This window comes from Paeniglutamicibacter quisquiliarum (genome assembly GCF_019084045.1).
In the GTDB taxonomy this organism is placed as follows: Bacteria; Actinomycetota; Actinomycetes; order Actinomycetales; family Micrococcaceae; genus Paeniglutamicibacter; species Paeniglutamicibacter quisquiliarum.
The window spans coordinates 104,876-127,075 of record NZ_JAHRED010000008.1 but is presented as its reverse complement, the minus strand read 5'-3'; the positions used below and the strand labels follow the sequence as shown (position 1 = coordinate 127,075).

Here is a 22,200-nt window from a genome sequence, read left to right as displayed (position 1 = left end):
TGTAACACAAGCGTTGCGCAACGGAGCGAAACGCACACTCGATCCACGGAGGCGTTCTTTTGAACTCGTCGGAGTCCAGCATGTCCGAAACTTTCATCGCTGAGACACTCACGCCCAATTTGGTAGATACCTACTACGGGCAGTTGGCAGCGGAGGACGCGGCGGCGTACGCGCCGAAGCAACTTGAAACCCGGGTCGCGGCGCACCTGGCCGTCGGCTGGAAGCGCGAACCCAAGACGGCACGCGTGGCAGTCACCCGACATGCAGGATCGACCATTGCATACGTGGTCACCGACGACATGCCGTTCCTCGTCGACTCGGTCACCGCGGAAATCGTGCGGGAAAAGCTTGCCATCAACGTGGTCGTGCACCCCACGTTCCTGGTGACCCGCGACGCTTCCGACGGACACATCACCACCCTTCACACGGTTTCCGCCAACAGCCACCTGGCCAGCGGCGACACCGCCGCCATGCCCTCGATCTCCGCGCTGGTCGCCGAAAACCGCGACACCGCCATCGAATCGTGGATTTCCGTGGAACTGGGCGGGGACCCGAGCGACGAGGCCGTCTCCGCGCTGGTGGCCGGGCTCGAACGCATCCTGAAGGACGTCCGCGCCGCCGTCGAGGACTGGGTGCCGATGCGCAACAAGGCACACGAGATCGCCGATTCGCTGGCCACCGTCACCGGCGCGCAGGACATCCCCGACCTGGATGCCGCGATCGACCTGCTGCACTGGCTCGACGACGGGAACTTCACCTTCCTGGGCTACCGCGAATACGACCTGATCACCGAGAACAACGAGGACGTGCTGCGGCTGCAGGTCGAGTCCGGTCTGGGGCTGATGCGCAACGCGCAGCCGGCCAGCGGGCTGCAGCACCTGACCAAGCGCGGGCGGGCCATGGCCCGCGACAAGCGCGCCCTGGTGATCACCAAGGCCAACTCCCGCTCCACCGTGCACCGCGGGATCTACCTGGACTACGTGGGCGTCAAGCGCTTCGACGCCCAGGGCAACGTCAACGGCGAACGCCGCTTCATCGGGCTCTTCGCCTCGAGCGTCTACACCTCCTCGGTGCGCAGCGTCCCGGTGGTCCGCGAAAAGGTCGAGGCGGTGCTCAAGCGCGCCGGCTTCGCCCCCGACTCGCACTCCGGCAAGGACATCGTCACCATCCTGGAGACCTACCCGCGCGACGAGCTCTTCCAGATCTCCGTGGGGGACCTCACCACCACGGTGCTGGGCATCCTGCGCCTGCAGGAACGCCGCCGCACCTCGCTCTTCCTGCGCCCGGACGTCTACGGGCGCTTCATGTCCGCCCTGGTCTACCTGCCCCGCGACCGCTACACCACCGGCGTGCGGCTGCGCATCGAGAAGGAACTGACCGCGGCGTTCAACGCCGAGTCGATGGACTTCGAGGTCCGCATGTCGGAGTCCTCGCTGGTGCGCCTGTTCTACCGGATCCGCCTGCAGCGCCACGGGCTGACCCCGGTGGTCGACCGCGCGGCACTGGAAACCCGCCTCGTCGCCGCCGTGCGCTCCTGGTCCGAGGGCATCGCCGTGGCCGCCAACGAGCACTACGGCCCCGAACAGGGCACCGAGCTGGCCGCCCACTGGGCGGAGGCCTTCCCCGCCGCCTACCGCGTCGAGTTCGAGGTCGAGGACGCCCTGGCCGACATCGAGCGCTTCGGGCTCTATGAAAAGCCCGGCCACGTCGGGCCGGTGGTGAGGTTCTACGTGCCCGAGGAGGACGAGGACTCCGAGATCAACGCGCGGATGAAGCTCTATCTCACCGCCCCGCTCTCGCTCTCGAAGATCCTGCCCGTGCTGCAGGACCTGGGCCTGGAGGTCATCGACGAGCGCCCCTTCGCCGTGACCCCCTCCCGCGCCGAGGAGCGCTACCTCTACGACCTGGGGCTGAAGTTCCCCGCCGGAATCGACCCGCTGGCCGCCGAGCCGCTGCTCGCGCAGGCCTACGGCGCCGTCGTCACCGGCGAGGCAGAGTCCGACCACATGAACCGCCTGGTGCTGCTCGAGGGCGTGTCCTGGCGGCAGGTCGCGCTGCTGCGCGCCTACTGCCGGTACCTGCACCAGCTGGGCGTCTCGAACTCCTACACCTTCATGTCAGACACCCTGGTGGGCAACCCCGATGTCACCCACGGGATCCTGGCGCTCTTCGAGGGCACCTTCGACCCGACCCTGGGCGCGGAGGAGTCCGCCCGGGCCATCGAGGGCGCCCACGCGGTGCTGGCCGAGGCCCTGGAGAAGGTTCCGACGCTGGACGCGGACAAGCTGCTGCGTCGCTTCGTGAACCTCATCGAGGCCACGTTGCGCACCAACTACTACGCCGACCCGGCCGCGCTGGCCTTCAAGCTGATGCCCGGGAAGATCACCGACGCACCCTTCCCGCGCCCCAAGTACGAGATCTGGGTCTGCTCCCCGCGCCTGGAGGGCGTGCACCTGCGCTTCGGCGAGGTCGCCCGTGGCGGGCTGCGCTGGTCCGACCGCCGCGAGGACTTCCGCACCGAGGTCCTGGGCCTGGTCAAGGCCCAGATGGTGAAGAACGCCGTGATCGTGCCCACCGGCGCCAAGGGCGGCTTCTTTGCCAAGCAGCTGCCCAGCCCCGCGCTGGACCGCGCCGGCTGGATGGAGGAGGGCAAGGCCGCCTACCGGATCTTCATCCGCTCGCTGCTGGAAATCACCGACAACCTGGTGGCCGACGAAAACGGCGAACGCGTGGTGCCGCCGGCCAACGTGGTGCGCCTGGACGGGGACGACACCTACCTGGTGGTCGCCGCCGACAAGGGCACCGCGGCCTTCTCCGACATCGCCAACGCGATCTCCGAGGAGCGCGGGCACTGGCTGGGCGACGCCTTCGCCTCCGGCGGCTCGATCGGCTACGACCACAAGGCCATGGGCATCACCGCCCGCGGCGCCTGGGAATCGGTCAAGCGCCACTTCACCGAGTTCGGCGTCGACACCCAGACCCAGGAGTTCACCGCCGTCGGCGTGGGCGACATGTCCGGGGACGTGTTCGGAAACGGCCTGCTGCGCACCCGCACCATCAAGCTGCTTGCGGCCTTCGACCACCGCGACATCTTCCTTGACCCCAGCCCGGAACCGGCGGCCGCCTTCGACGAGCGTGAACGCCTCTTCGAGCTGCCCCGCTCCTCCTGGGCCGACTACAACAGGGACCTGATCTCGGCCGGCGGCGGGGTGTACTCCCGCGCGCTGAAGTCCATCCCGATTTCCCCCGAGGTCCGCCAGGCCCTGGGCCTGGGCTCCACGGTCAGCTCGATGGCCCCCAACGAGCTGCTCAGGGCCATCCTGGGCGCACCGGTCGACCTGCTCTACAACGGCGGCATCGGCACCTACGTCAAGGCCTCCGACGAGTCCCACGCCGAGGTCGGGGACCGCGCCAACGACGCCATCCGCGTGGACGGGGCGCAGATCCGCGCTCGCGTCATCGGGGAGGGCGGCAACCTGGGCATGACCCAGCGCGGCCGCATCGAGGCGGCGCTGCACGGGGTCATCCTGAACACCGACGCGATCGACAACTCCGCCGGCGTCGACTGCTCGGACCACGAGGTCAACATCAAGATCTTCGTTGACCGCATGGTCGTCGCCGGGAAGCTGGCGGCCGAGGAGCGCGCCGACTTCCTGCACTCGATGACCGACGAGGTCGCCCGGCTGGTGCTGAAGACCAACTTCGACCAGAACGTGCTGCTGCTCAACGACAAGCAGGAGCTCGCCGCGATGTCCCCGGCCTACGAACGGCTCATGGACTGGCTGGAGGAGCATGCTGAGCTCGACCGGGACCTGGAGTTCCTGCCCTCCACCGAGGTGCTCGAGAACCGGCTGGCCGCCGGCGGCTCGCTGACCACCCCCGAGCTGTCGGTGCTGGTCGCCTACGCGAAGATCCAGCTGGCCGGCGCCCTGGCGGCGTCCGACCTGCCCGACGACCCCCACTTCGCCGCGACGTTGCGCAACTACTTCCCGGTGCAGCTTGCCGAGCGCTTCGGCGCGGAGCTGGCGAACCACCCGCTGCGCCGGGAGATCATCGCGACGGTGGTGGCCAACGACATGGTCAACATCGGCGGCACCACCTACGCATTCCGGGTCATGGAGGAGACCGGCGCCGACGAGGCGCAGGTCGCCAAGGCCTTCGTGGCGCTGCGCGAGATCTATTCCTTCGACGAGCAGATCGCGGCGATCAACGAGCTGCCCGCTTCCTTCGACGCGCAGCACTGGTGCCGCCTGCACCTGGACCTGCGCCGGCTGCTGGACCGCGCGACCCGCTGGTACGTCCACCACGTGGACCGCGACGAGCCGGTCGACGGCGCCGTGGCCGCCTTGGCCCCGACCGTGCAGTCGCTGCGCCCGCTGGTCGGCTCGCTGCTGCGCGGGGTGGACGCCGAGCGCGCCGCCTCCTGGAAGGCCGAGGCCATGGGATGGGGCCTGGGCAGCGACCTGGCCACGCTGTGGGGAGAGCAGTTCGAGACCTTCGTGCTGCTTGACATCGCGGCGCTGGCCTCGCGCACCGGCACCGACGCCGTTGAGCTGGCCAAGGTCTACTACGTGCTCTACGACCGCTTCGGCGTGGACTCGCTGCTCGAGCGGATCACCGCGCTGCCGCGCGACGACAGGTGGAAGGCGCTGGCCCGCGCGGCGTTGCGCGACGACCTGTACTCGACGATCATCGACTTCACCCGCGACGTCGTGGCGGCGACCGACGGGGGCGAAACGGACCCGGCCGCACGGGTGAAGCAGTGGTTGGACGCGAACGCGGCTAATCTTGATCGTGCACAGAACATGTTCGCGGAAGTGAACCGCCTGGAACGCGATGACATGGCGTCCCTGTCGGTGGCACTGCGGCTGTTGCGTTCCATCGTACGGAGGTAAACCTTGGCCATCTTCACGGACCAAATTCGAGAGTCGGCCGATTTTGGTCCGGGGGATGAAGACTGGATCCACCTCCTGGTGGGGGACTGGCAGCTCATCGCGGACCTGGCGTTTGCCGACCTGGTCCTGTGGTTTCCGGTGGAGGGGACGTACAAGGCCCTGGCCCATGTGCGTCCCTCCACCTCGCACACCGTTTTCCACACCGACTTCGTGGGGGAGCGGATCCGCAAGGACCTCAAGCCGCTGGTCGAGCAGGCCTGGCGCACCCAGGACATCATGCGCTCCGACGCCGGGGCCCCCTCCTCGGGGGAGCACTCGATGCTCATCGAGACCGTGCCGATGGTCCGCAACGGGCGCACGCTGGCGGTGCTCTCGGTGCACTTCGACCTGGCCGGGTCGCGCATGCCCTCGCGCCTGGAACTGACCTACAAACAGTGCGCCGAGGACCTGCTGCGGATGTGCACCCGCGGGCTGTGGCCGGACTTCGCCACGCCCACCGGGTCCCGCCGCGGCGCCCCGCGCGTGGGCGACGGTTTCATCCGGCTGGATGCCGACGCGGTGGTCCAGTACGCCAGCCCGAACGCGGTCTCCGCCTACCGCCGGCTCGGGGCCGCGGCGACGCTCGAGGGCAAGTCGCTCTCGGAGGCGACCATGGCGCTGGTCAAGGACCGCCGGCTCACCGACGAGGCGCTGCCGCTGGTCGTCTCCGGCAAGATGCCCTGGCGCACCGAGATCGAGTCGCTGGGGGTGACCCTGTCGCTGCGCGCGATCCCGCTGCGCAACGCCAAGGGGCGCTATGGCGCGCTGGTGCTGTGCCGCGACGTGAGCGAGCTGCGGCGCCGCGAGAAGGAACTGGTGTCCAAGGACGCCACGATCCGCGAGATCCACCACCGGGTGAAGAACAATTTGCAGACCGTCGCGGCGCTGCTGCGCATGCAGTCGCGCCGGATGAAGTCGGAAGAGGGCCGCCAGGGCCTGGATCAGGCGATGCGCCGGGTGGCCACCATCGCCGCGGTCCACGAGACGCTCTCGCAGGGGCTGAGCGAGAACGTTGACTTCGACGAGCTGATCGACAGGCAGTTCAGGCTCATCGTGGAAATCGCCTCGCCGGGGCAGAAGGTCAAGACCGAGCGGACCGGGGCCTTCGGACAACTGCCCGCGGAGCTGGCGACCCCGCTTTCACTGGTCATCAACGAGCTGGTCACCAACGCCGTGGAGCACGGCCTGGCCGAGCGCGACGGCACGGTGGTGCTGGACGCCGGCCGCCGGCGCAACGCGGTGGGCGCCGACATCCTGCGGGTGGCCATCAGCGACGACGGGGTGGGCCTGCCCCCCGAGCCCCGGCAGGAGGGCCTGGGGCTGCAGATCGTGCGCACCCTGGTCACCAGCGAACTGAGCGGGGACATCCACTGGGAGGATCGCTCCGGCCCGGGCACCCGGGTCGTCATCGAGTTGCCGGTGGCGGCCAGGCGCTAGCCGCGGCAACCGCCGGAGCCGGCGGGGACAAAGGCAAAAAGACGGGTGTGGCCCGGTTCCGTGAGGGAACCGGGCCACACCCGTCTTGGGGGCCGGAAGGCTAGTTGAACTTGCTCCGGTGGGCCATGATGCTGGCCACGTACCGCTTGGTGTCGGCGTACATGCCGTTGCGCTTCACGCCGGTGGCGCCCTGGTAGTAGTAGGCGATGCCCAGTTCCACGGACGGTGCGGTGCGCTGGTGCGAGCGGATGATGGCCACGCCGGCGGTGACGTTGTCCTGCGGGTCGAGCAGGTCGAGCTGGCGCCCGACAAGTCCCTCGGCCCATTCGCCGGCCGACGGGATGACCTGCATGACGCCCACGGCGTTTGCCGGGGAGACGGCGCTCATGTTGAAACCGGATTCCTGGAAGGCATGGGCCATGGCCAGGGCCGGGTCCACGCCCATCTGGCGGGCCGTGCTGGCCACCATCGACTGCATGGCGGCACGGGAGGGCAGGTCCCGCGAGAGCAGCTCGCGCTTGTTGTCGTTCGCCGAACCCACCACGTCAGACTTGTAGGTGCGGCCCAGGAAGGAGTTGCCCACCAACGGCTTGGAGCTGGTGGGGTTGACGTCGGAGGACTGCGGGGCAGCCGATCCGCCGCCGTTGACCTTCAGCGTCCGGCCGATCTTCAGCACGGTCGAGTAGCTCAGGCCCGGGTTCAGGCGCAGGATGGTGTTCAGCGGGGTCCCGGTCTTCTGGGCGATGTGTCCGAGCGTGTCGCCCGAAACCACCTTGTAGCTGGAGCCGCCGGACTTGGCCTTGGGCGCGGACGGGGCCGCGGACTTGGACGGCGAGGAAGACGAGGAGCCGCTGATCTTCAACTTGTCGCCGGGACGGATGATGTCGCCGTTTGACAGGTTGTTCAGCTTCATGAAGGCGGAAACCGACATGTTGTGCCGGATGGCGATCATCGAGGGGCTGTCGCCCGACTTGACGGTGTAGGTGCCCTGCGAGCCGCCGGAGTTGGACGACGGAGAGGACTTTGCCGCGCCGGCGGAGCCGAAGCGGAGCGTCTGGTTGACGTAAATGGTGTCGTTGGCCGGGTTGCCCGCGGCGGTGCGCACCGCCGAAAGGGACACACCGAGCTTCTTGGCGATCGAGCCCATGACATCGCCCTGGGCGACCTTGTAGGTCTGCGCCTTGGCCGAGGAGCCGTTGTTGCTCGACGAGGCCTTGGGGGAGGACTTGGACGAGGAACTGCCGCCAAGGCGCAGCACCTGCCCGGGCTTGATCAGGTCCGAGGAGAGCTTGTTGAACTTCTTCAGGTCGCCCACCGAGACTCCGGTGCGGGCGGCAATGTGCGAAAGGGTGTCGTTTTTCTTGACCGTGGCGGTTCCGCCCTTTTTGGCCAGGGGAATGACCGACCCCGGAACGTGGGAGGCGACCAAATGAGCGCTGATCCGTGCCTCGGCAGCCTTCACCATCGCCGGGGTGGCGATCTTCGGCAGGAGGGCGTCGCGGGTGGGCAGCGGGGCTGCCTCGGCCGGGACTGCTAGGGAACCAAGGACTACCGCCGGGATTGCTGCCGTGGCAACGGCGCTGCCAATGGCTCTGACGCGATTGTTATGTGCAAGGGACATGGAGCGATCCTTTGGGTTGGGGCAAGGACGAATCGTTCGGTCGCAATTGAACTCACATGGGTGTGGCCCATGTGGGGTATGTGACTCATGGTGCGGTTGTGACTATTGTGAATTTACACCACGGAGTCGACATTGTGAAAGATCCCACGACAAAATCATAAATTTGGCCCCAGAATGACCCGTATATGTGGCACGCTGGAATGGTGAGCAATCTTGAGAATCTTGTGGCCGAATGGCTGCCCCTGCCCGACCTGGCCGAAGCGCTGGACGTTTCCATCAAACGAGTCCATAGCCTGATCGATGAGCGGGCAATCATTGCCGTGCGCGTGGGCCCACGAAACATCCGCAGCGTGCCCGCGGCCTTCCTGCAGGACGGCGGCATTGTCGAGAGCTTGAAGGGCACGATCTCCGTCCTCAAGGATTCCGGTTATGAGGACCACGAGCTGCTGGTGTGGCTCTTTACCCCGGACGAATCGTTGGCCGGAACGCCCATGGACGCCCTGCGTGCAGGACGCAAGACCGAAATCCGCCGCCGTGCCCAGGCGCTGAGCTGGTAGCCAGCGAGGTTTTCAGGTGTCCGGCCGAACCGCCGACACCGCCCCAAGAGCGAAGGTCCCCTCCCGGGAAATTGGGAGGGGACCTTCGCTCTTATTGTTCTTCCTGGCGGGTTCAGGACGTGCGGCGAATCGCCGCCAAGCCAAGGGTCCGCAGTCCGTGGCGTGCCAGCGGCGCGACGGTGAGTTCCTCAAGTGCTGAAAGGCCCTGTTCGGAAAGCTCTGCTATCGAGGCCTCGGTGGCGGCCAGCGCCCCGCAGGACTCCAGCAGGGTGCTCATGCGCCTGACTTCGTCTTCCTGCAAGTCGTCCGCCCCAAGCCGTGACTGGATGAACGCCTGGTCGGCCTCGGAGGCCAGGGTCAGCGCGTGGGCGATGATCTCGGTGCGCTTGCCCTCGCGCAGGTCATCGCCGGCGGGCTTGCCGGTGATCGCCGGGTCCCCGAAGACGCCCAGGACATCGTCGCGCAGCTGGAAGGCCTCGCCCAGCGGCAGCGCAAACCGGGAGTACTGGTCCAGGAGATCCTCCGGGGCGCCGGCCAGCGCACCGCCGAGCAGCGTCGGGTTCTCCACGGAGTACTTCGCGGACTTGTAGCGCACGATGGTTCGCGCCCGCTTGACGGCCTCGGCTGGCCCGTAGGAGGGGCCGGCGGACTCCTCAAGGACATCGAGGTATTGTCCGGCCATCACCTGGGCGCGCATGCGGTCGAAGATGGTCCGTGCCTCGGGAACCATGGGGTTGATGGTGGCGAACAGCTGCTCACTGAGCGAGAGGCAGAGGTCCCCGGCCAGGATGGAGGCGGCCTCGCCGAAGCGAGAGGCATCGCGGTGCCATCCCGAGGCGCGGTGCATGGACTCGAATCGACGGTGCATGCTGGGCTGGCCCCGGCGGGTGTCGGAGCGGTCGATGAGGTCGTCATGGATCAAGGCGGCGGCCTGAAAGAGCTCGATGGCCGCCCCGGCCTGCACGATGTCGGCGGCCTGGGCGTCGCCGCCGGCCCCCAGGTACCCCCAGAAGGCAAAGAGCGGACGCAGGCGCTTTCCGCCCCGCGTCAGGTCCTCGATGGCGGTGACGATTTCCGCGGCCGCCGGGGCGATGTCCGAGATGACTTCATGCTGTTCTGCAAGGAAGGTCGAGAGCAACGTCTCGAGCCGTTCCGAGAAGCCTGCGGAAAGTTCCCGTGCCTGTTCGGGGTCGGAGGTGTCCGCAGCATAAAGTGTCATGATTCCCATCCAAAGATCGCGCAGCGTGGTGTCACCTTAACTCTAGCCGGGCCACCGCCGCACATCGGATTGTCGGACCCGTTGGCTAGACTTCATCCATGGTTCAGGGCAAGGCACGGGCGATACTGCATATCGACATGGATGCCTTTTTCGTATCGGTGGAGCTGTTGACCCGGCCCGAACTGGTCGGAAAGCAAGTGATCGTCGGGTTTCCGGGGGAGCGCTCCGTCGTGCTCTCCGCTTCCTATGAATGCCGTGCCCTGGGCGTGAAATCGGCCATGCCGATGTCCGTGGCCATGAGGATGGCGCCGCACGCCGTCATCATCAAGCCGACACATTCACTGTATTCGGCATACTCCGCCCGGATCATGGAGATCTTCCGCGACATCACCCCGTTGGTGGAGCAACTGAGCGTCGACGAGGCCTTTCTGGATGTGACAGGCAGCATCCGCCGTCTGGGTCCCCCCGAGGCAATCGGCCAAATGATCCGCGCGAGGCTGCGCAACGAGCTGGGCCTGCCCGCTAGCGTGGGACTCGCCGCCTCGAAGTTCGTGGCCAAGGTCGCTTCCACCGGCGCCAAGCCCAACGGCATGCTGGTGATCAGGCCCGAGCAGACCCTGTCCTATTTGCATACCCTGCCCGTTGGGGCCTTGTGGGGAGTCGGCGCCAAGACCGCCGGCGTACTGCGCGAAATGGGCATCACCACCGTTGCCCAATTGGCGCAGACGCCCCGGGACACGCTCAGCAGGAAGCTGGGGGCAACCGGGATCCACCTGCACAATCTCGCGTGGGGGCTCGATGACCGATCGGTGGAGACCGAACGCGAGGAAAAGAGCATCGGGGCGGAGGAGACCTTCACCACTGACCTGTGGGACGAAGCTGCGTTGCGCCGCGAGATACTGCATCTCGGGCATCGCGTGGCGGCTCGACTGCGCGAGGCCGGGAAGGTGGCAGGGGTGGTGGCGTTAAAGCTGCGCTACAGCGACTTCTCCACACTTTCGCGCAGCAGGACGCTTCCGGTGCCCAGCAACGCGGCAGGGGACCTTGTGGGAGCCGCCGAGGGCCTGCTGGAAAAGCTCGGCACACGACCCCAGGCCGTGCGACTCGTGGGGATCCGGGCGGAGAAGCTGGGGCACGCCGGGGGCGGGATGCAATTGAGCATCGACCCGCGCGATGACAACTGGCGGGCGGCCGAGGCAACCATGGATTTGATCCGGTCCCGGTTCCCCGCGGGCGCCCTTCGGCCGGCATCACTGCTGGACCATGGGCAAAATGAGAAAAAACCCGGGCAGCCATCTTGACACATTCGCCGTGAGTCTGCCCAGAGTTGAATCCTGACTACCTCATTAGCGAGTTTCGGGACTATTCTGGAAGTAGACGTTAGCCAGCCGGATCGTCCGGGAACATTGCCAAGGCGTACAACGTTCAAGTAGGTAAAGGCGAAAGCCGGGACCGTGAAGTGAAGGGGAAGAGACGATGCCACTTTCCGAGCATGAGCAGCGTCTTCTGGAGCAGCTGGAAAAGCAGCTACATGAGGACCATCGCTTCGCCTCGACGATGAAATCTGCGTCGACGGCGGGGAACTATTCAACGCGCAACCTAGCACTGGGTGCGTTGATCGGTATCGTTGGGCTTGGTGTGCTGATCTTTGGCGTTTCAAGCCAAGTGATCATGGTTGGCGTCCTGGGTTTCATTGTCATGTTTGGCGGCGTGTACCTGGCTCTTTCGCGCAAGGGCGGCACCAAGAAGAACGGCGCCCCCGGAGCCGCCAAGAATCCGCAGAAGCCCGGATTCATGAGTGATCTGGAAAACAAGTGGGAACAGCGCAAGCGTGACGAGCACGGTTCCTAGTACTCGGTAACAGATTCGCCGGAGCTTCACGCTCCGCCACAACCTTTCGGCCAAGGCCCCGCAATCGCGGGGCCTTGGCTTCTTAATGCCCGGCGGTTCCGGACCCAACGGGGCGCGGCTCCATCGGAGTGCGCCACTGGCCGGGTGCCCGCAGGAGGTGAAATTCCCCTCCGCAGGGGCCGGGGGATGTCGGCGACGCGCCGAGTATGACCAATCGGCGTAAATTTTATTCCCCGCCAGTCGCGCAGCCCCACAGTGGCCGCCCGGTTTTCCTCCACTTTGCCCCACGTCCACCGCTCCGCGCCGGGCCCCTCCTGCCGTGGTTCGCTGAATTGCCTTATGAATCGGCGTTTTTTCAAAATCGCCAATGTGTCGCCCGTCACCCAGTGTTTTCTGGGAGTTTGATCTGAATAAGATCCCCTCCACTTCGCCCCCCGCTGGAATTCCGCGGAAAATCAACAGTTTTCGTTCTATTTTCACGCCAAAATGCCGGATCGGTCGTTGACAGTGGAGGGTTGTGGAGTAAAGTGGAGCGAAATAGAGGGGAATGGAGCAAGTTGCTTCTTTCAACCGGGAGGCGGTCTGTATGTTCCTTGGAACGTATACGCCGCGCCTGGACGAGAAGGGGCGATTAATCCTCCCGGCCAAGTATCGGGACGAATTAGCCAATGGTTTGGTTCTGACTCGTGGCCAGGAACGCTGCATCTACGTCTTTAGCCAACGTGAATTCGAGAAGCAGCATGAGCAAATGAGCCAGGCTCCCATCTCGTCACGCCAGGCGAGGGACTATGCACGTGTTTTTCTCTCCGGTGCTTCGGATGAATTGCCGGACAAGCAAGGGCGGGTCACCATTCCGTCCATGCTTCGAACATATGCGGGGCTGGACCGCGAGGTCACAGTGATCGGCGCGGGCAACCGGGTCGAGATTTGGGATTCCACCGCGTGGAATTCCTACCTCGAACAACAGGAGAACGTGTTCTCCGAAACAGATGACGAAGTACTTCCGGGCTTCTAGCCACCACACAGTGGTTGTAAGCCCGAAAGTGGCTTGGATGAGATCTCCAGCCGCCCGTGCAACGCACATCCTGACTCCACTTCCCCGGAGCCAGGCTGGGCCGCAGCGGGTCGGAGGGGGATCTGATTCCAGCCAAAACCTGAAGCACAACGCCCACGCGAAAGGGGGAGCGGTGAATTTAGACGGAGCCGCAGAGCGACCCGCCTCGGAACGCCATGTTCCAGTACTGCTCGATCGATGCGTAGGGCTTTTGGAGCCGGGGATTAAAGCCGGCATTGCCGCGCGCGGCCGTGCCGTGGTCGTGGATTGCACCCTGGGCATGGGTGGACACTCGGAGGCCCTGTTGCAGCGGTTCCCCGACCTCCACCTGATCGGGCTTGACCGTGACGAACAGGCACTGGCCTTGGCCGGGGCTCGCCTGGAACCCTATGCAACCCGCACGGACCTCGTCCATGCCATTTACGACGAGATCGCCGACGTCGTGGACGATCTCGGGTTTGACGGAATCGACGGCGTGCTCTTTGACCTTGGGGTTTCCTCCCTGCAGCTGGACGAACGGGAGCGCGGCTTCGCCTACTCCTACGACGCGCCGCTTGACATGCGCATGGACACATCGCGCGGCCCAACCGCGGCCGACATCGTCAATGAATACAGCGAAGCGGAATTGGTGCGCATCATCCGGGCCTGGGGCGAGGAAAAGTTCGCCGGACGCATCGCCTCGGCAATCGTCGAGACACGCAAGGCCAAGCCGTTCAGCACCACGGAGGAGCTGGTCGCGGCCATCCGCTCCGTCGTTCCGGCCGCGGCCGCCCGCACCGGGGGACACCCCGCCAAGCGAACGTTCCAGGCACTTCGCATCGAAGTCAACGAGGAACTCGACGTGTTGGATCGGGCCATTCCGGCAGCCATGAATTCCCTGCATGTCGGAGGGCGGGTGGTGGTGATGAGCTACCACTCGCTGGAGGACAAGATCACCAAGCGGCATTTCGCCGCCGGATCCAAATCCTCGGCACCGGCGGGTTTCCCCGTCGAGCTGGAGGAGCACAAGGCGCAGTTCAAGGTCCTCACCCGGGGAACCGAGAAGCCAACCGACCAAGAAATCGCAGAAAACTCACGTGCAGCCTCAGCCAAGCTGCGAGCCGTGGAACGCATCCTGAAGAGGAGCTGATTATGAGCAACCGGACACCCAACCGCGTACGTTCTCGCGTCATCGAGCTTCCCGCAACCCAGGGTGCCAACGCGCTCAGCCATGCCCCGCAGCCCGTGCCGGCGACCCGCCCACAGGAACCGGCAGCCAGGCGCCGCACGACGCTCTCGGTGGTTCCGGCGCTCGGGTCCAAGCGCCGGGTCCCGTTCATCGTCTCGATCTTCGCCCTTGTCATCGCCTCGGTGGTGGCCGTGTTGCTGATCAACGTGTACATTGCCAACGGCCAGTACACGGCGGTTGACCTGCGTGGGCAGGAACGCACGCTCTCGCAGGAAAACGAGGCGCTGCGCCAGGAGGCCCTGTACCTGGGAGCGCCCCAGGTGGTCGCCAAGAAGGCCGCCGAACTGGGCATGGTCAAGCCCGGCGCGCCCGCGGCCATCAACCTGGAAACCGGAAAGGTCAGCGGGACAGCGACCCCGGCCGAGAAGCCGGCCAAGGACGCCTCAGCAAAGGCCCTCGCCCTCAAGGCACCCGCGAAGCCCGAGGCCCCGGTCGCCGCGAAGGCCCCGGCCCCCGCCGCGGTGCCGACAACCCCGGCGATTGCGCCGGAGGCCCCGGCGGACAACTGGGATGCAGCAAATACCCCGGTTTCCAAAGCCGACGCCCCCGAGACGACCGACGGTGCCCGCCCCAAGTTTTCCAAGTCCGAGCTCAACGGCGGAACGATACCGGCGCCGAGCCTGAAGACCCCGGGACAATAGGGGTATCTTGGATCCCGGGCCATCCCCGGGCCACGACTAGCACCACCACGCCCACCCGGTATGAGCTGAGGACAGTATGCCCAAAAAATCCGCATCCAACACCGGAGCCACGCATCCGCGCCTGCGCATGGTCGTGGTCTTCGCGTTGGTACTGCTCCTGCTTATCGGCGGCCGCCTGTTCTTCGTCCAGTCGCTCAATGCCCAGGCGGTCGCGGCCGACGCGGTCAAGAATCGCACCCGGGTCCAGGAAACCCAGCCCAAGCGCGGACAGATCCTGGATACCAAGGGCACCATCCTGGCCACCAGTGTCGATCGCTATGACCTGGTCATCGACCAACGCAAGGTCAATGCGGACAAGCCAATCGTCCGCAACAAGCCGTCCGGCGGCGCCACCCGCGAAAAGGTCAGCATCGAACAAGCCGTGGGCGAGTTGGCCGGAATCCTCGACCAGGACGTCAACACGGTGCGCACCGCCATCGTCGGGGATCCCGGGGCCAAGAAAAACGCGTATTCGGTGGTGGCCAAGGGCGTGACGCCCGAAGTGCGCAACGCGGTCATGGAACTTCGCATCCCCACCCTGACCGGCCAGCTTCGCAGCGAGCGGCAGTACCCCAACGGGGTTGTTGCGGGACCGCTGTTGGGATTCGTGAAGAACTCCGAGGACCAGCAGTCCCACAACGGCGCCGAAGGCCTGGAACTGAGCCAGAACGATCGCCTGACGGGAACCGCCGGAACGCGCACCTACGAGATCGGTGCCGACGGCGTGCGGATCCCCGTGGCGGAAATGACGGAGGTGCCGGCGGTCGACGGCCAGGACATCAAGCTCACCATCGACGGCGACATCAACTTCATCGCCCAGGAAGAGGCCCTGAAGAAGCAGAATCAATTCAACGCGGATTGGGTCTCCGTGATCGTCACCGAGGTGAAGACCGGACGCATCATCGCCATCGGGGACTCAAACCAGATGGACCCCAACGACCCCAGCGCGACCGAGGCCCGCTTCCGCACCTCGGCCTCGATCACCCAGGCCTTCGAGCCGGGTTCCACCGGAAAGATGCCCACCTTTGCCGCGGCACTGGAGGAGGGCGTGATGAAGCCCACCGACGCGTTCAGGGTGCCCAACGCCTACACGATCAACAAGGAAACCATCAACGACTCGTTGAAGCACTCGACCTACGACATGACGGCCGCGGGCATCTTTGCCCGCTCCTACAACACAGGCACCGTCATGATCGGCAACAAGATGAGCAACGAGACGCGCTACAAGTACATGAAGAAGCTCGGCCTGGGAAAGGCCATCAACATCGGACTTTCCGGGGCCAGCCAGGGCATCCTTGCGGCCCCGCAGGACTGGGAACGCCGCCAGCAGTATGCGACCATGTTCGGCCAGGCTTACACCCAGACCGCGCTGCACACCGCGCAGATCACCCAGGCGATCGCCAACGGCGGGGTGCGCATCGACCCGACGCTGATCGATTCCTTCATCAACCCCGACGGCACCGTCGAGAAGGCCGCCGCGCCCAAGAGCGAGCGGGTGTTCTCCGAGAAGACCTCGAAGGAGATGCTCAGGATGATGGAGACTGTGGTCCAGGAAGGCACCGGCACTAAGATGGCAGTGTCCGGTTACCGCGTTGGCGGCAAATCGGGCACCGGCCAGGCCGCCGGACCCAACGGCGGCTACGACGGGTACACTAACTCGTTCGCCGGCGTCGCCCCGCTTGACGACCCCGAGATTGCAGTCGTGGTCACGATGTACCGGCCCAAGGGAAACTGGAAGTCGTGGTCGGTTGGCGACACCTTTAGCGAAGTCATGAGCAAGACCCTGAGCGCCTACAACGTTGCGCCGAGCAATTCGAAGCCCAACGGCTACGACGTGTTCATCGGATCCGAACAAAAGAAATCTTGGTAATGCCTGAAGCCCTCACCCCCCGCGCGGCGGAAGCCCTGCTGCGTCCACTGGACAATAGCGCCACCACATTGACCGCAATGCTCGAATACCTGCATGAGACCGGGCGCGGCGCGAACATCATCGGAGACGGCGGGGCGACGGTCACCGGGATCTGCCTGGACTCCCGCGCCGTGCAGCCCGGGGACTTGTATGTGGCCGCGCCCGGTGCCCGGTTCCACGGGGCACAATTCGCCCAGGCAGCCCTCCAGGCCGGCGCCGCCGCCATCCTGACGGACATCGAGGGCGAGGCCGCCGCGTCGGCCCTCGGGCTGCCGGTGCTGCTGGTGGACCAGGTCCGCGAGGTCATCGGGGAACTCTCCGCCCTGGTCTACGGCACCGATGAGGCCTGTCCCGAACTCTTCGGGCTCACCGGTACCAACGGCAAGACCACCACCAGCTACATGATCCGCTCGGTGCTCCGCGCCCTGGGGCGGGAGACCGGCCTGGTGGGCACCATCGAGATTGCCGCCGGGCAGACGCCGATCCCCAGCATCCTCACCACTCCCGAGGCCCCCCAGCTGCACGGCCTGATGGCACGCATGCGGGAACTCGGCGTCGCCGCGGCAACCATGGAGGTCTCTTCCCACTCGCTGTCCTACCGGAGGGTCGACGGACTGCGCTTCGCCGTCTCGGGCTTCACCAACCTCACCCAGGACCACCTGGACCTGCATGGCTCCATGCAGGAATACTTCGACACCAAGGCGCTGCTCTTCGACCTGGAGCGCAGCGACCGCGCGGTGATCACCGTGGACGACGCGTGGGGACGGAAGATGGCCGCACAGGCCACGGCCGAGGTCTGGACCCTGGCCAGCGACCCGGCGACCGACGCCGACTGGGTCATCGACAACGTGGTCCCGGCCGGGCTGGGCCACAGGTTCCAGCTGCGCGGGCCCGAGGAGATCGTCCTGGAGCTGGGCACGGGACTGCCCGGGGACTTCAACGTCTCCAACGCGGCCCTGGCCGTCCTGATGGTCCTGGCGTCCGGGGTCGACCCGGACCGGCTGCAGGAGGCCCTGAACGAGGCCAATCCGCTGACCGTCGAGGTGCCGGGCCGCATGCAGGTCATCGCCGAGGCCCCGGCATCCATCGTCGACTTCGCCCACAACCCCGACGCCCTGGCCCGTGCCCTGGCATCGGTGCGCTCGGCGGAACCCGGATCCCGGGTGATCGTGGTCTTCGGGGCCACCGGTGAGCGCGATGCGACCAAGCGCCCGATCATGGGAGCCGTGGCCGCCAGACACGCAGACGTGGTCATTGTCACTGATGACGACCCGCACTCCGAGGACCCCGCACCCATTCGGGCCGCGGTGGCTGCCGGGGCGCGTGCGGAAATCCAGGCGCAGGGACTGCGCACCGAGGTCCGGGAGATCCATCCGCGGGCCGCGGCAATTGCGGCGGCAGTAGCCCTGGCGGGGGAACGGGACACCATCCTGGTGGCCGGGCGCGGCCACGAGGTATTCCAGGAAGTCATGGGCGAGAACCTGGAACTCGACGACCGCGAGGAACTGCGCCGGGCACTGCTGGCGCACGGCTTCAGCCCCCTGTCGGCCGTTTCCGATTCCTTCGATCCCACGGATGAAGGGTAAAGTCCTAGGTGCCATGATTGATCTTCTTTCCGCCGAAATCGCCGAAATCACCGGCGGGCGACTCACCTCAACGGCTAGCGCCGACACACCCATCCTCGGGGTCGACACCGACTCGCGCAGCTGCGAAACCGGCTGGCTCTTTGTAGCCAAGCCGGGGGAGTCCTCCGACGGGCACCACTTCATCGACGCTGCCCTGAAGCAGGGGGCGGTGCTGGCCCTGGCCGAGCGCGAGACCCACTCCGCCGACGGTGCCCTGCACCCCGCGATCATCGTCCCCGACGCCGTCATCGCCATGGGCCAGATCGCCGCCGCCATCGTCGAGCGCCTCAAGGCCTCCAACGGGTTGCGGGTGGTGGGCATCACCGGCTCGGCCGGCAAGACCACCACCAAGGACCTGCTGGCCGCATTACTGGAGAAGCTGGGCCCCACGGTGGCACCGGTGGGCTCCTACAACGGCGAGGTCGGCGTCCCGCTGACGGTCTTCCGGGCCACCGCCGAGACCAAGTACCTCATCATGGAAATGGGTGCCACCGGCGTCGGCCACATCCGCTACCTCACCGACATGGTCCACCCCGAGGTCGGGGTGGTCCTGGGCGTCGGCTCGGCCCACGCCGGGGAATTCGGCGGCATCGAGAACATTGCCAAGGCCAAGGGCGAGATGGTCGAGGCCCTGCCCGCGACCGGTCTTGCGGTGCTGAACAACGACGACAACCTCGTGGCCGCCATGCGCACCCGCACCGTGGCCCCGGTCCGCCCCTTCGGCGTGCAGCGCACCGCCGAGAACTCCGCGCCGGGAGTTTGGGCCCGGGACCTGGACGTCGACGCCGACGGCCACCCCGTCTTCACCCTGGTCGCGGCCGATTCCTCGGAACACCCGGTGACCAGCGGGCTCATCGGGCGCCACCACGTGGCCAACATCCTTGCAGCCGCCACCGTGGCGGAGTACCTCGGCCTGGCTCCGGCGACGATCGCCGCGACCCTCCAAGGCCTGGGCCCGACCAGCCGCTGGCGGATGGAACGCATCGAACGGGCCGACGGGGTGAGCATCATCAACGATGCCTACAACGCCAACCCTGACTCGATGCGGGCTGCGCTGCGCACCCTGGCCGAACTCGGACTGCCCGACGCGCAGGGCAACGCCCGGCGCACCTGGGCCGTGCTGGGTGAAATGCTCGAACTCGGCGAGGACTCCCGCCACGAACACGACATGCTGGGCCGCATCGCGGTCCGCATGAACATCAAGAAGCTGCTCGTCGTGGGGCGCGGTGCCAAGCTGGCCTACAACTCCGCGGTGCTCGAGGGCAGCTGGGGCGACGAGGCGTACTACGCCGAGGACGCCAGGGCGGCCGCGCGGATCCTGAACGAGAACCTGCTTCCCGGGGACATCGTGCTCTTCAAGTCTTCCAACGGCTCGGGGCTTCGGCACCTGGGCGACCAAATTGCCGAAACTACCAGCGGTGCTTCCGCCGCAAAGGAGGGCTCGGCGCAGTGATTGCTCTAATCATGGGATCCGGCATTGCCTTGATCTTCACGATGGTCATCATGCCATTGTTCATCCGCATGCTCACCCGCCGGCAGTACGGGCAGGTGGTCCGCGACGACGGCCCGACCAGCCACGCCACCAAGTCGGGCACCCCCACCATGGGCGGGGTCATCATCATTGCCGCGGTCATCCTCAGCTACTTCGCCACCCACGGGCTGCTGGCCCTGATGCAGCGGCCCTCCTCCGGCATCACCGCCAGCGGCCTGCTGGTGCTGTTGCTCTTCGCCGGCATGGGACTGGTCGGGTTCCTGGACGACTTCATCAAGATCGCCAAGAAGCGCTCGCTCGGCCTGCGGGCCTGGGAGAAGATCGTGCTGCAGGCCGCGGTGGGCATCGGCTTCGCCGTGCTGGCGCTGAATTTCCCCAATGCCCAGGGGCTGACCCCCGCCTCGACGGCGATCTCCTTCCTGCGCGACACCAACGTGGACCTGGCCTTTGCCGGCCCGCTGCTCGGGCTGGTCCTGTTCGTGCTGTGGTCCAACCTGATCGTCACCGCCACCACCAACGGCGTGAACCTCACCGACGGCCTCGACGGGCTGGCCACCGGCGCCTCGATCATGGTCTTCGGCGCCTACACCATCATCGGGATCTGGCAGCAGAACCAGGCCTGCGGCGTCAACGTCACCTCGAACGTCTGCTACACCGTCCGCGACCCCATGGACCTGGCGATGCTCGGCGCGATCCTTTGCGGCGCGCTGGTCGGGTTCCTGTGGTGGAACGCCAAGCCGGCCAAGATCTTCATGGGTGACACCGGGTCGCTGGCCATCGGCGGCGCCATCGCCGCCTTCGCCATCCTCTCCCGTACGCAGATCCTGCTGCTCGTGCTGGCGGGCCTCTTCGTCCTCATCGCGCTCTCGGTGATCATTCAGGTCGGGTTCTTCAAGCTTTCCGGCGGCAAGCGCGTCTTCAAGATGGCTCCGCTGCAGCATCACTTCGAGCTCTCCGGCTGGGCCGAGGAGAACGTGGTGGTACGGTTCTGGATCCTGGGCGGGCTCTTCGTGGCCGCCGGCCTGGGGATCTTCTACTCCGAATGGGTCGTGGCCCTGTGACCCGCGCCAGCCTGGACCACCTCACCCGCTGGGAATCGAACTGGGCGGGACTGCGGGTCGTCGTGGCGGGCCTGGGCCTGTCCGGCTTCTCCGCCGCCGACACGCTGATCGAACTCGGTGCCCGGGTCGTCGTCATCGACGGTGCGGACACCGAGGTCAACCGTTCGCGGGCCGACACCCTGAAGATCGTTGGCGCCGCCGACGTGCTTCTGGGTGCTGGGCACACCGACGCGCTGCCGCCCATCGACGGCCAGGCGCCGCAACTGCTCATTGCCTCCCCGGGCTGGAACCCGCGCCAACCCATGCTCGCCGCGGCCGCAGAGGCCGGGATCGAGATCTGGGGCGACGTGGAGCTGGCCTGGCGGGTGCGCGAGAAGGAAGGGCGCAAGCTGGCCGAGTGGGTCGTCATCACCGGCACCAACGGCAAGACCACCACGGTGGGCATGACCGAGTCGATCCTCAAGGCGGCAGGGCTGCGCGCCATCGCCGCCGGCAACGTCGGCACCCCCATCCTGGATGCGGTCCGCGACCCGGAGGGCTTCGACGTGATCGCCGTGGAGCTCTCCAGCTTCCAGCTGCACTTCACCCACTCCATCTCCCCGCTGGCCTCCGTGGTGCTGAACATCGCCGAGGACCACGTGGACTGGCACGGCGGGTTCGAAAACTACAAGGCCGACAAGGCCAAGATCTACGAGCGCACCCGCGTCGCGGCCATCTACAACGCCGACGAGCCCGTCGTGGAGGCCATGGTCGAAAATGCCGACGTCGTCGAGGGCTGCCGCGCGATCGGCTTCACCACCGGAGTCCCGTCGCTGAGCATGGTCGGGGTGGTCGAGGACCTGCTGGTGGACCGCGCCTTCATCGAGGACCGGCGAAACTCCGCCGCCGAACTCATCGCCCTGGACCAAATCGGCGAGGTCGTGCCCCGGCACACCGCCGCCAACGCCGCGGCAGCCGCCGCCCTGGCCCGGGCCTGCGGCGTCGAACCCGCGGCCGTGGCCGCGGGACTGTCCGGCTTCGATTCCGGGGACCACCGCATCCAGGCCGTTGCCCGCCGCGACGACGTGCTGTGGATCAACGACTCCAAGGCGACCAACCCCCATGCCGCCGGCGCCTCGCTGGGGGCCTTCTCCTCCGTCGTGTGGATCGCGGGCGGGCTGTCCAAGGGCGTGGAATACGACGAATTGGTATCGTCCCATGCCAAGCGGCTCAAGGCCGTCGTGGTCATCGGCACCGACACCGCCAAGCTGCTCGGCGCCCTTGAACGACACGCACCGCAGGTGCCGGTGATCATGGCCGAGGTGCGCGAAAATGGTGTCGAGGGCGGCGCCGGAACCACCGGCACGGCCAGCGGCTGGGCCGTGATGGCGCAGGCCGTCAAGGCGGCCGCCGGGATCGCCGAGGCCGGGGACACCGTGTTGATGGCGCCGGCGGCGGCATCAATGGACCAATTTTCCTCATACGCACAACGCGGCAATGCCTTCATCGACGCGGTCCGTGCGCTCATGGGGGACGACCCCAGGTAAGGAGCA

General features: G+C 66.5%; 15 protein-coding genes. 13 read left to right on the top strand and 2 right to left on the bottom strand.

Annotated features, from left to right (window positions below; genetic code table 11):
* Window positions 1-80 precede the first annotated feature (80 nt).
* Window positions 81-4,895, top strand: a complete 4,815-nt coding sequence (locus KRR55_RS14810; RefSeq protein WP_217389887.1) for an NAD-glutamate dehydrogenase — start codon at window positions 81-83, stop codon at window positions 4,893-4,895.
* Window positions 4,896-4,898: 3 nt separating this feature from the next.
* Window positions 4,899-6,371 (top strand): sensor histidine kinase, encoded by a 1,473-nt coding sequence (locus KRR55_RS14805; protein ID WP_217389886.1) that lies wholly within the window; start codon window positions 4,899-4,901, stop codon window positions 6,369-6,371.
* Between the two features lie 100 nt (window positions 6,372-6,471).
* Here the strand turns inward: KRR55_RS14805 and KRR55_RS14800 are convergent, their stop codons facing one another.
* Complete coding sequence (locus tag KRR55_RS14800) at window positions 6,472-7,992, bottom strand: LysM peptidoglycan-binding domain-containing protein (RefSeq protein ID WP_217389885.1); 1,521 nt, start codon at window positions 7,990-7,992, stop codon at window positions 6,472-6,474.
* Window positions 7,993-8,192: 200 nt separating this feature from the next.
* Here KRR55_RS14800 and KRR55_RS14795 point away from each other — a divergent pair, with 200 nt between their 5' ends.
* Window positions 8,193-8,549 carry an Rv2175c family DNA-binding protein gene (locus KRR55_RS14795; RefSeq protein ID WP_217389884.1) on the top strand — a complete coding sequence of 119 codons (357 nt, stop codon included), beginning with the start codon at window positions 8,193-8,195 and terminating at the stop codon, window positions 8,547-8,549.
* Window positions 8,550-8,661: 112 nt separating this feature from the next.
* On the opposite strand, the gene KRR55_RS14790 is transcribed toward KRR55_RS14795, so the two are convergent.
* Window positions 8,662-9,768, bottom strand: coding sequence for a polyprenyl synthetase family protein (locus KRR55_RS14790; protein ID WP_217389883.1), 1,107 nt, complete (start codon window positions 9,766-9,768; stop codon window positions 8,662-8,664).
* Window positions 9,769-9,866: 98 nt separating this feature from the next.
* Between KRR55_RS14790 and dinB the strand changes: the two genes are divergently transcribed.
* From dinB to murD, 10 genes are all read left to right on the top strand, one after another.
* A complete protein-coding gene (gene dinB / locus KRR55_RS14785; protein ID WP_217389882.1) occupies window positions 9,867-11,069 on the top strand; it encodes a DNA polymerase IV in 1,203 nt (400 codons plus the stop codon).
* A gap of 175 nt (window positions 11,070-11,244) precedes the next feature.
* Window positions 11,245-11,619 (top strand): DUF3040 domain-containing protein, encoded by a 375-nt coding sequence (locus tag KRR55_RS14780; RefSeq protein ID WP_217389881.1) that lies wholly within the window; start codon window positions 11,245-11,247, stop codon window positions 11,617-11,619.
* A 586-nt stretch (window positions 11,620-12,205) separates the two neighbouring features.
* The gene (gene mraZ / locus KRR55_RS14775; RefSeq protein ID WP_217389986.1) at window positions 12,206-12,634 is read left to right on the top strand and encodes a division/cell wall cluster transcriptional repressor MraZ; all 429 of its coding nucleotides are present in this window, start codon (window positions 12,206-12,208) and stop codon (window positions 12,632-12,634) included.
* A 172-nt stretch (window positions 12,635-12,806) separates the two neighbouring features.
* Window positions 12,807-13,802: a 16S rRNA (cytosine(1402)-N(4))-methyltransferase RsmH gene (gene rsmH / locus KRR55_RS14770; protein ID WP_217389880.1), complete on the top strand. Its 996-nt coding sequence runs from the start codon at window positions 12,807-12,809 to the stop codon at window positions 13,800-13,802.
* A 2-nt stretch (window positions 13,803-13,804) separates the two neighbouring features.
* On the top strand, window positions 13,805-14,542 hold the full coding sequence (ftsL, locus tag KRR55_RS14765; RefSeq protein WP_217389879.1) for a cell division protein FtsL: 738 nt from the start codon (window positions 13,805-13,807) through the stop codon (window positions 14,540-14,542).
* A 76-nt stretch (window positions 14,543-14,618) separates the two neighbouring features.
* Window positions 14,619-16,451 (top strand): peptidoglycan D,D-transpeptidase FtsI family protein, encoded by a 1,833-nt coding sequence (locus KRR55_RS14760; RefSeq protein WP_217389878.1) that lies wholly within the window; start codon window positions 14,619-14,621, stop codon window positions 16,449-16,451.
* Window positions 16,451-18,076, top strand: coding sequence for a UDP-N-acetylmuramoyl-L-alanyl-D-glutamate--2,6-diaminopimelate ligase (locus tag KRR55_RS14755; protein WP_217389877.1), 1,626 nt, complete (start codon window positions 16,451-16,453; stop codon window positions 18,074-18,076). Before KRR55_RS14760 ends, KRR55_RS14755 begins: the two co-directional genes overlap by 1 nt.
* A gap of 13 nt (window positions 18,077-18,089) precedes the next feature.
* A complete protein-coding gene (locus KRR55_RS14750; RefSeq protein WP_217389876.1) occupies window positions 18,090-19,568 on the top strand; it encodes a UDP-N-acetylmuramoyl-tripeptide--D-alanyl-D-alanine ligase in 1,479 nt (492 codons plus the stop codon).
* Window positions 19,565-20,668, top strand: coding sequence for a phospho-N-acetylmuramoyl-pentapeptide-transferase (gene mraY / locus KRR55_RS14745; protein ID WP_217389875.1), 1,104 nt, complete (start codon window positions 19,565-19,567; stop codon window positions 20,666-20,668). Before KRR55_RS14750 ends, mraY begins: the two co-directional genes overlap by 4 nt.
* Window positions 20,650-22,194 carry a UDP-N-acetylmuramoyl-L-alanine--D-glutamate ligase gene (gene murD, locus KRR55_RS14740; RefSeq protein ID WP_217389874.1) on the top strand — a complete coding sequence of 515 codons (1,545 nt, stop codon included), beginning with the start codon at window positions 20,650-20,652 and terminating at the stop codon, window positions 22,192-22,194. The genes mraY and murD overlap by 19 nt, the downstream gene beginning before the upstream one ends.
* Window positions 22,195-22,200 lie beyond the last annotated feature (6 nt).

Coding starts and splice junctions, on each gene's coding strand:
- KRR55_RS14810 (WP_217389887.1), top strand. CDS start 81: ATGTCCGAAACTTTCATCGCTGAGACACTCACGCCCAATTTGGTAGAT.
- KRR55_RS14800 (WP_217389885.1), bottom strand. CDS start 7,992: ATGTCCCTTGCACATAACAATCGCGTCAGAGCCATTGGCAGCGCCGTT.
- KRR55_RS14795 (WP_217389884.1), top strand. CDS start 8,193: ATGGTGAGCAATCTTGAGAATCTTGTGGCCGAATGGCTGCCCCTGCCC.
- KRR55_RS14790 (WP_217389883.1), bottom strand. CDS start 9,768: ATGACACTTTATGCTGCGGACACCTCCGACCCCGAACAGGCACGGGAA.
- dinB (WP_217389882.1), top strand. CDS start 9,867: ATGGTTCAGGGCAAGGCACGGGCGATACTGCATATCGACATGGATGCC.
- KRR55_RS14780 (WP_217389881.1), top strand. CDS start 11,245: ATGCCACTTTCCGAGCATGAGCAGCGTCTTCTGGAGCAGCTGGAAAAG.
- mraZ (WP_217389986.1), top strand. CDS start 12,206: ATGTTCCTTGGAACGTATACGCCGCGCCTGGACGAGAAGGGGCGATTA.
- ftsL (WP_217389879.1), top strand. CDS start 13,805: ATGAGCAACCGGACACCCAACCGCGTACGTTCTCGCGTCATCGAGCTT.
- KRR55_RS14760 (WP_217389878.1), top strand. CDS start 14,619: ATGCCCAAAAAATCCGCATCCAACACCGGAGCCACGCATCCGCGCCTG.
- KRR55_RS14755 (WP_217389877.1), top strand. CDS start 16,451: ATGCCTGAAGCCCTCACCCCCCGCGCGGCGGAAGCCCTGCTGCGTCCA.
- KRR55_RS14750 (WP_217389876.1), top strand. CDS start 18,090: ATGATTGATCTTCTTTCCGCCGAAATCGCCGAAATCACCGGCGGGCGA.
- murD (WP_217389874.1), top strand. CDS start 20,650: ATGGGTCGTGGCCCTGTGACCCGCGCCAGCCTGGACCACCTCACCCGC.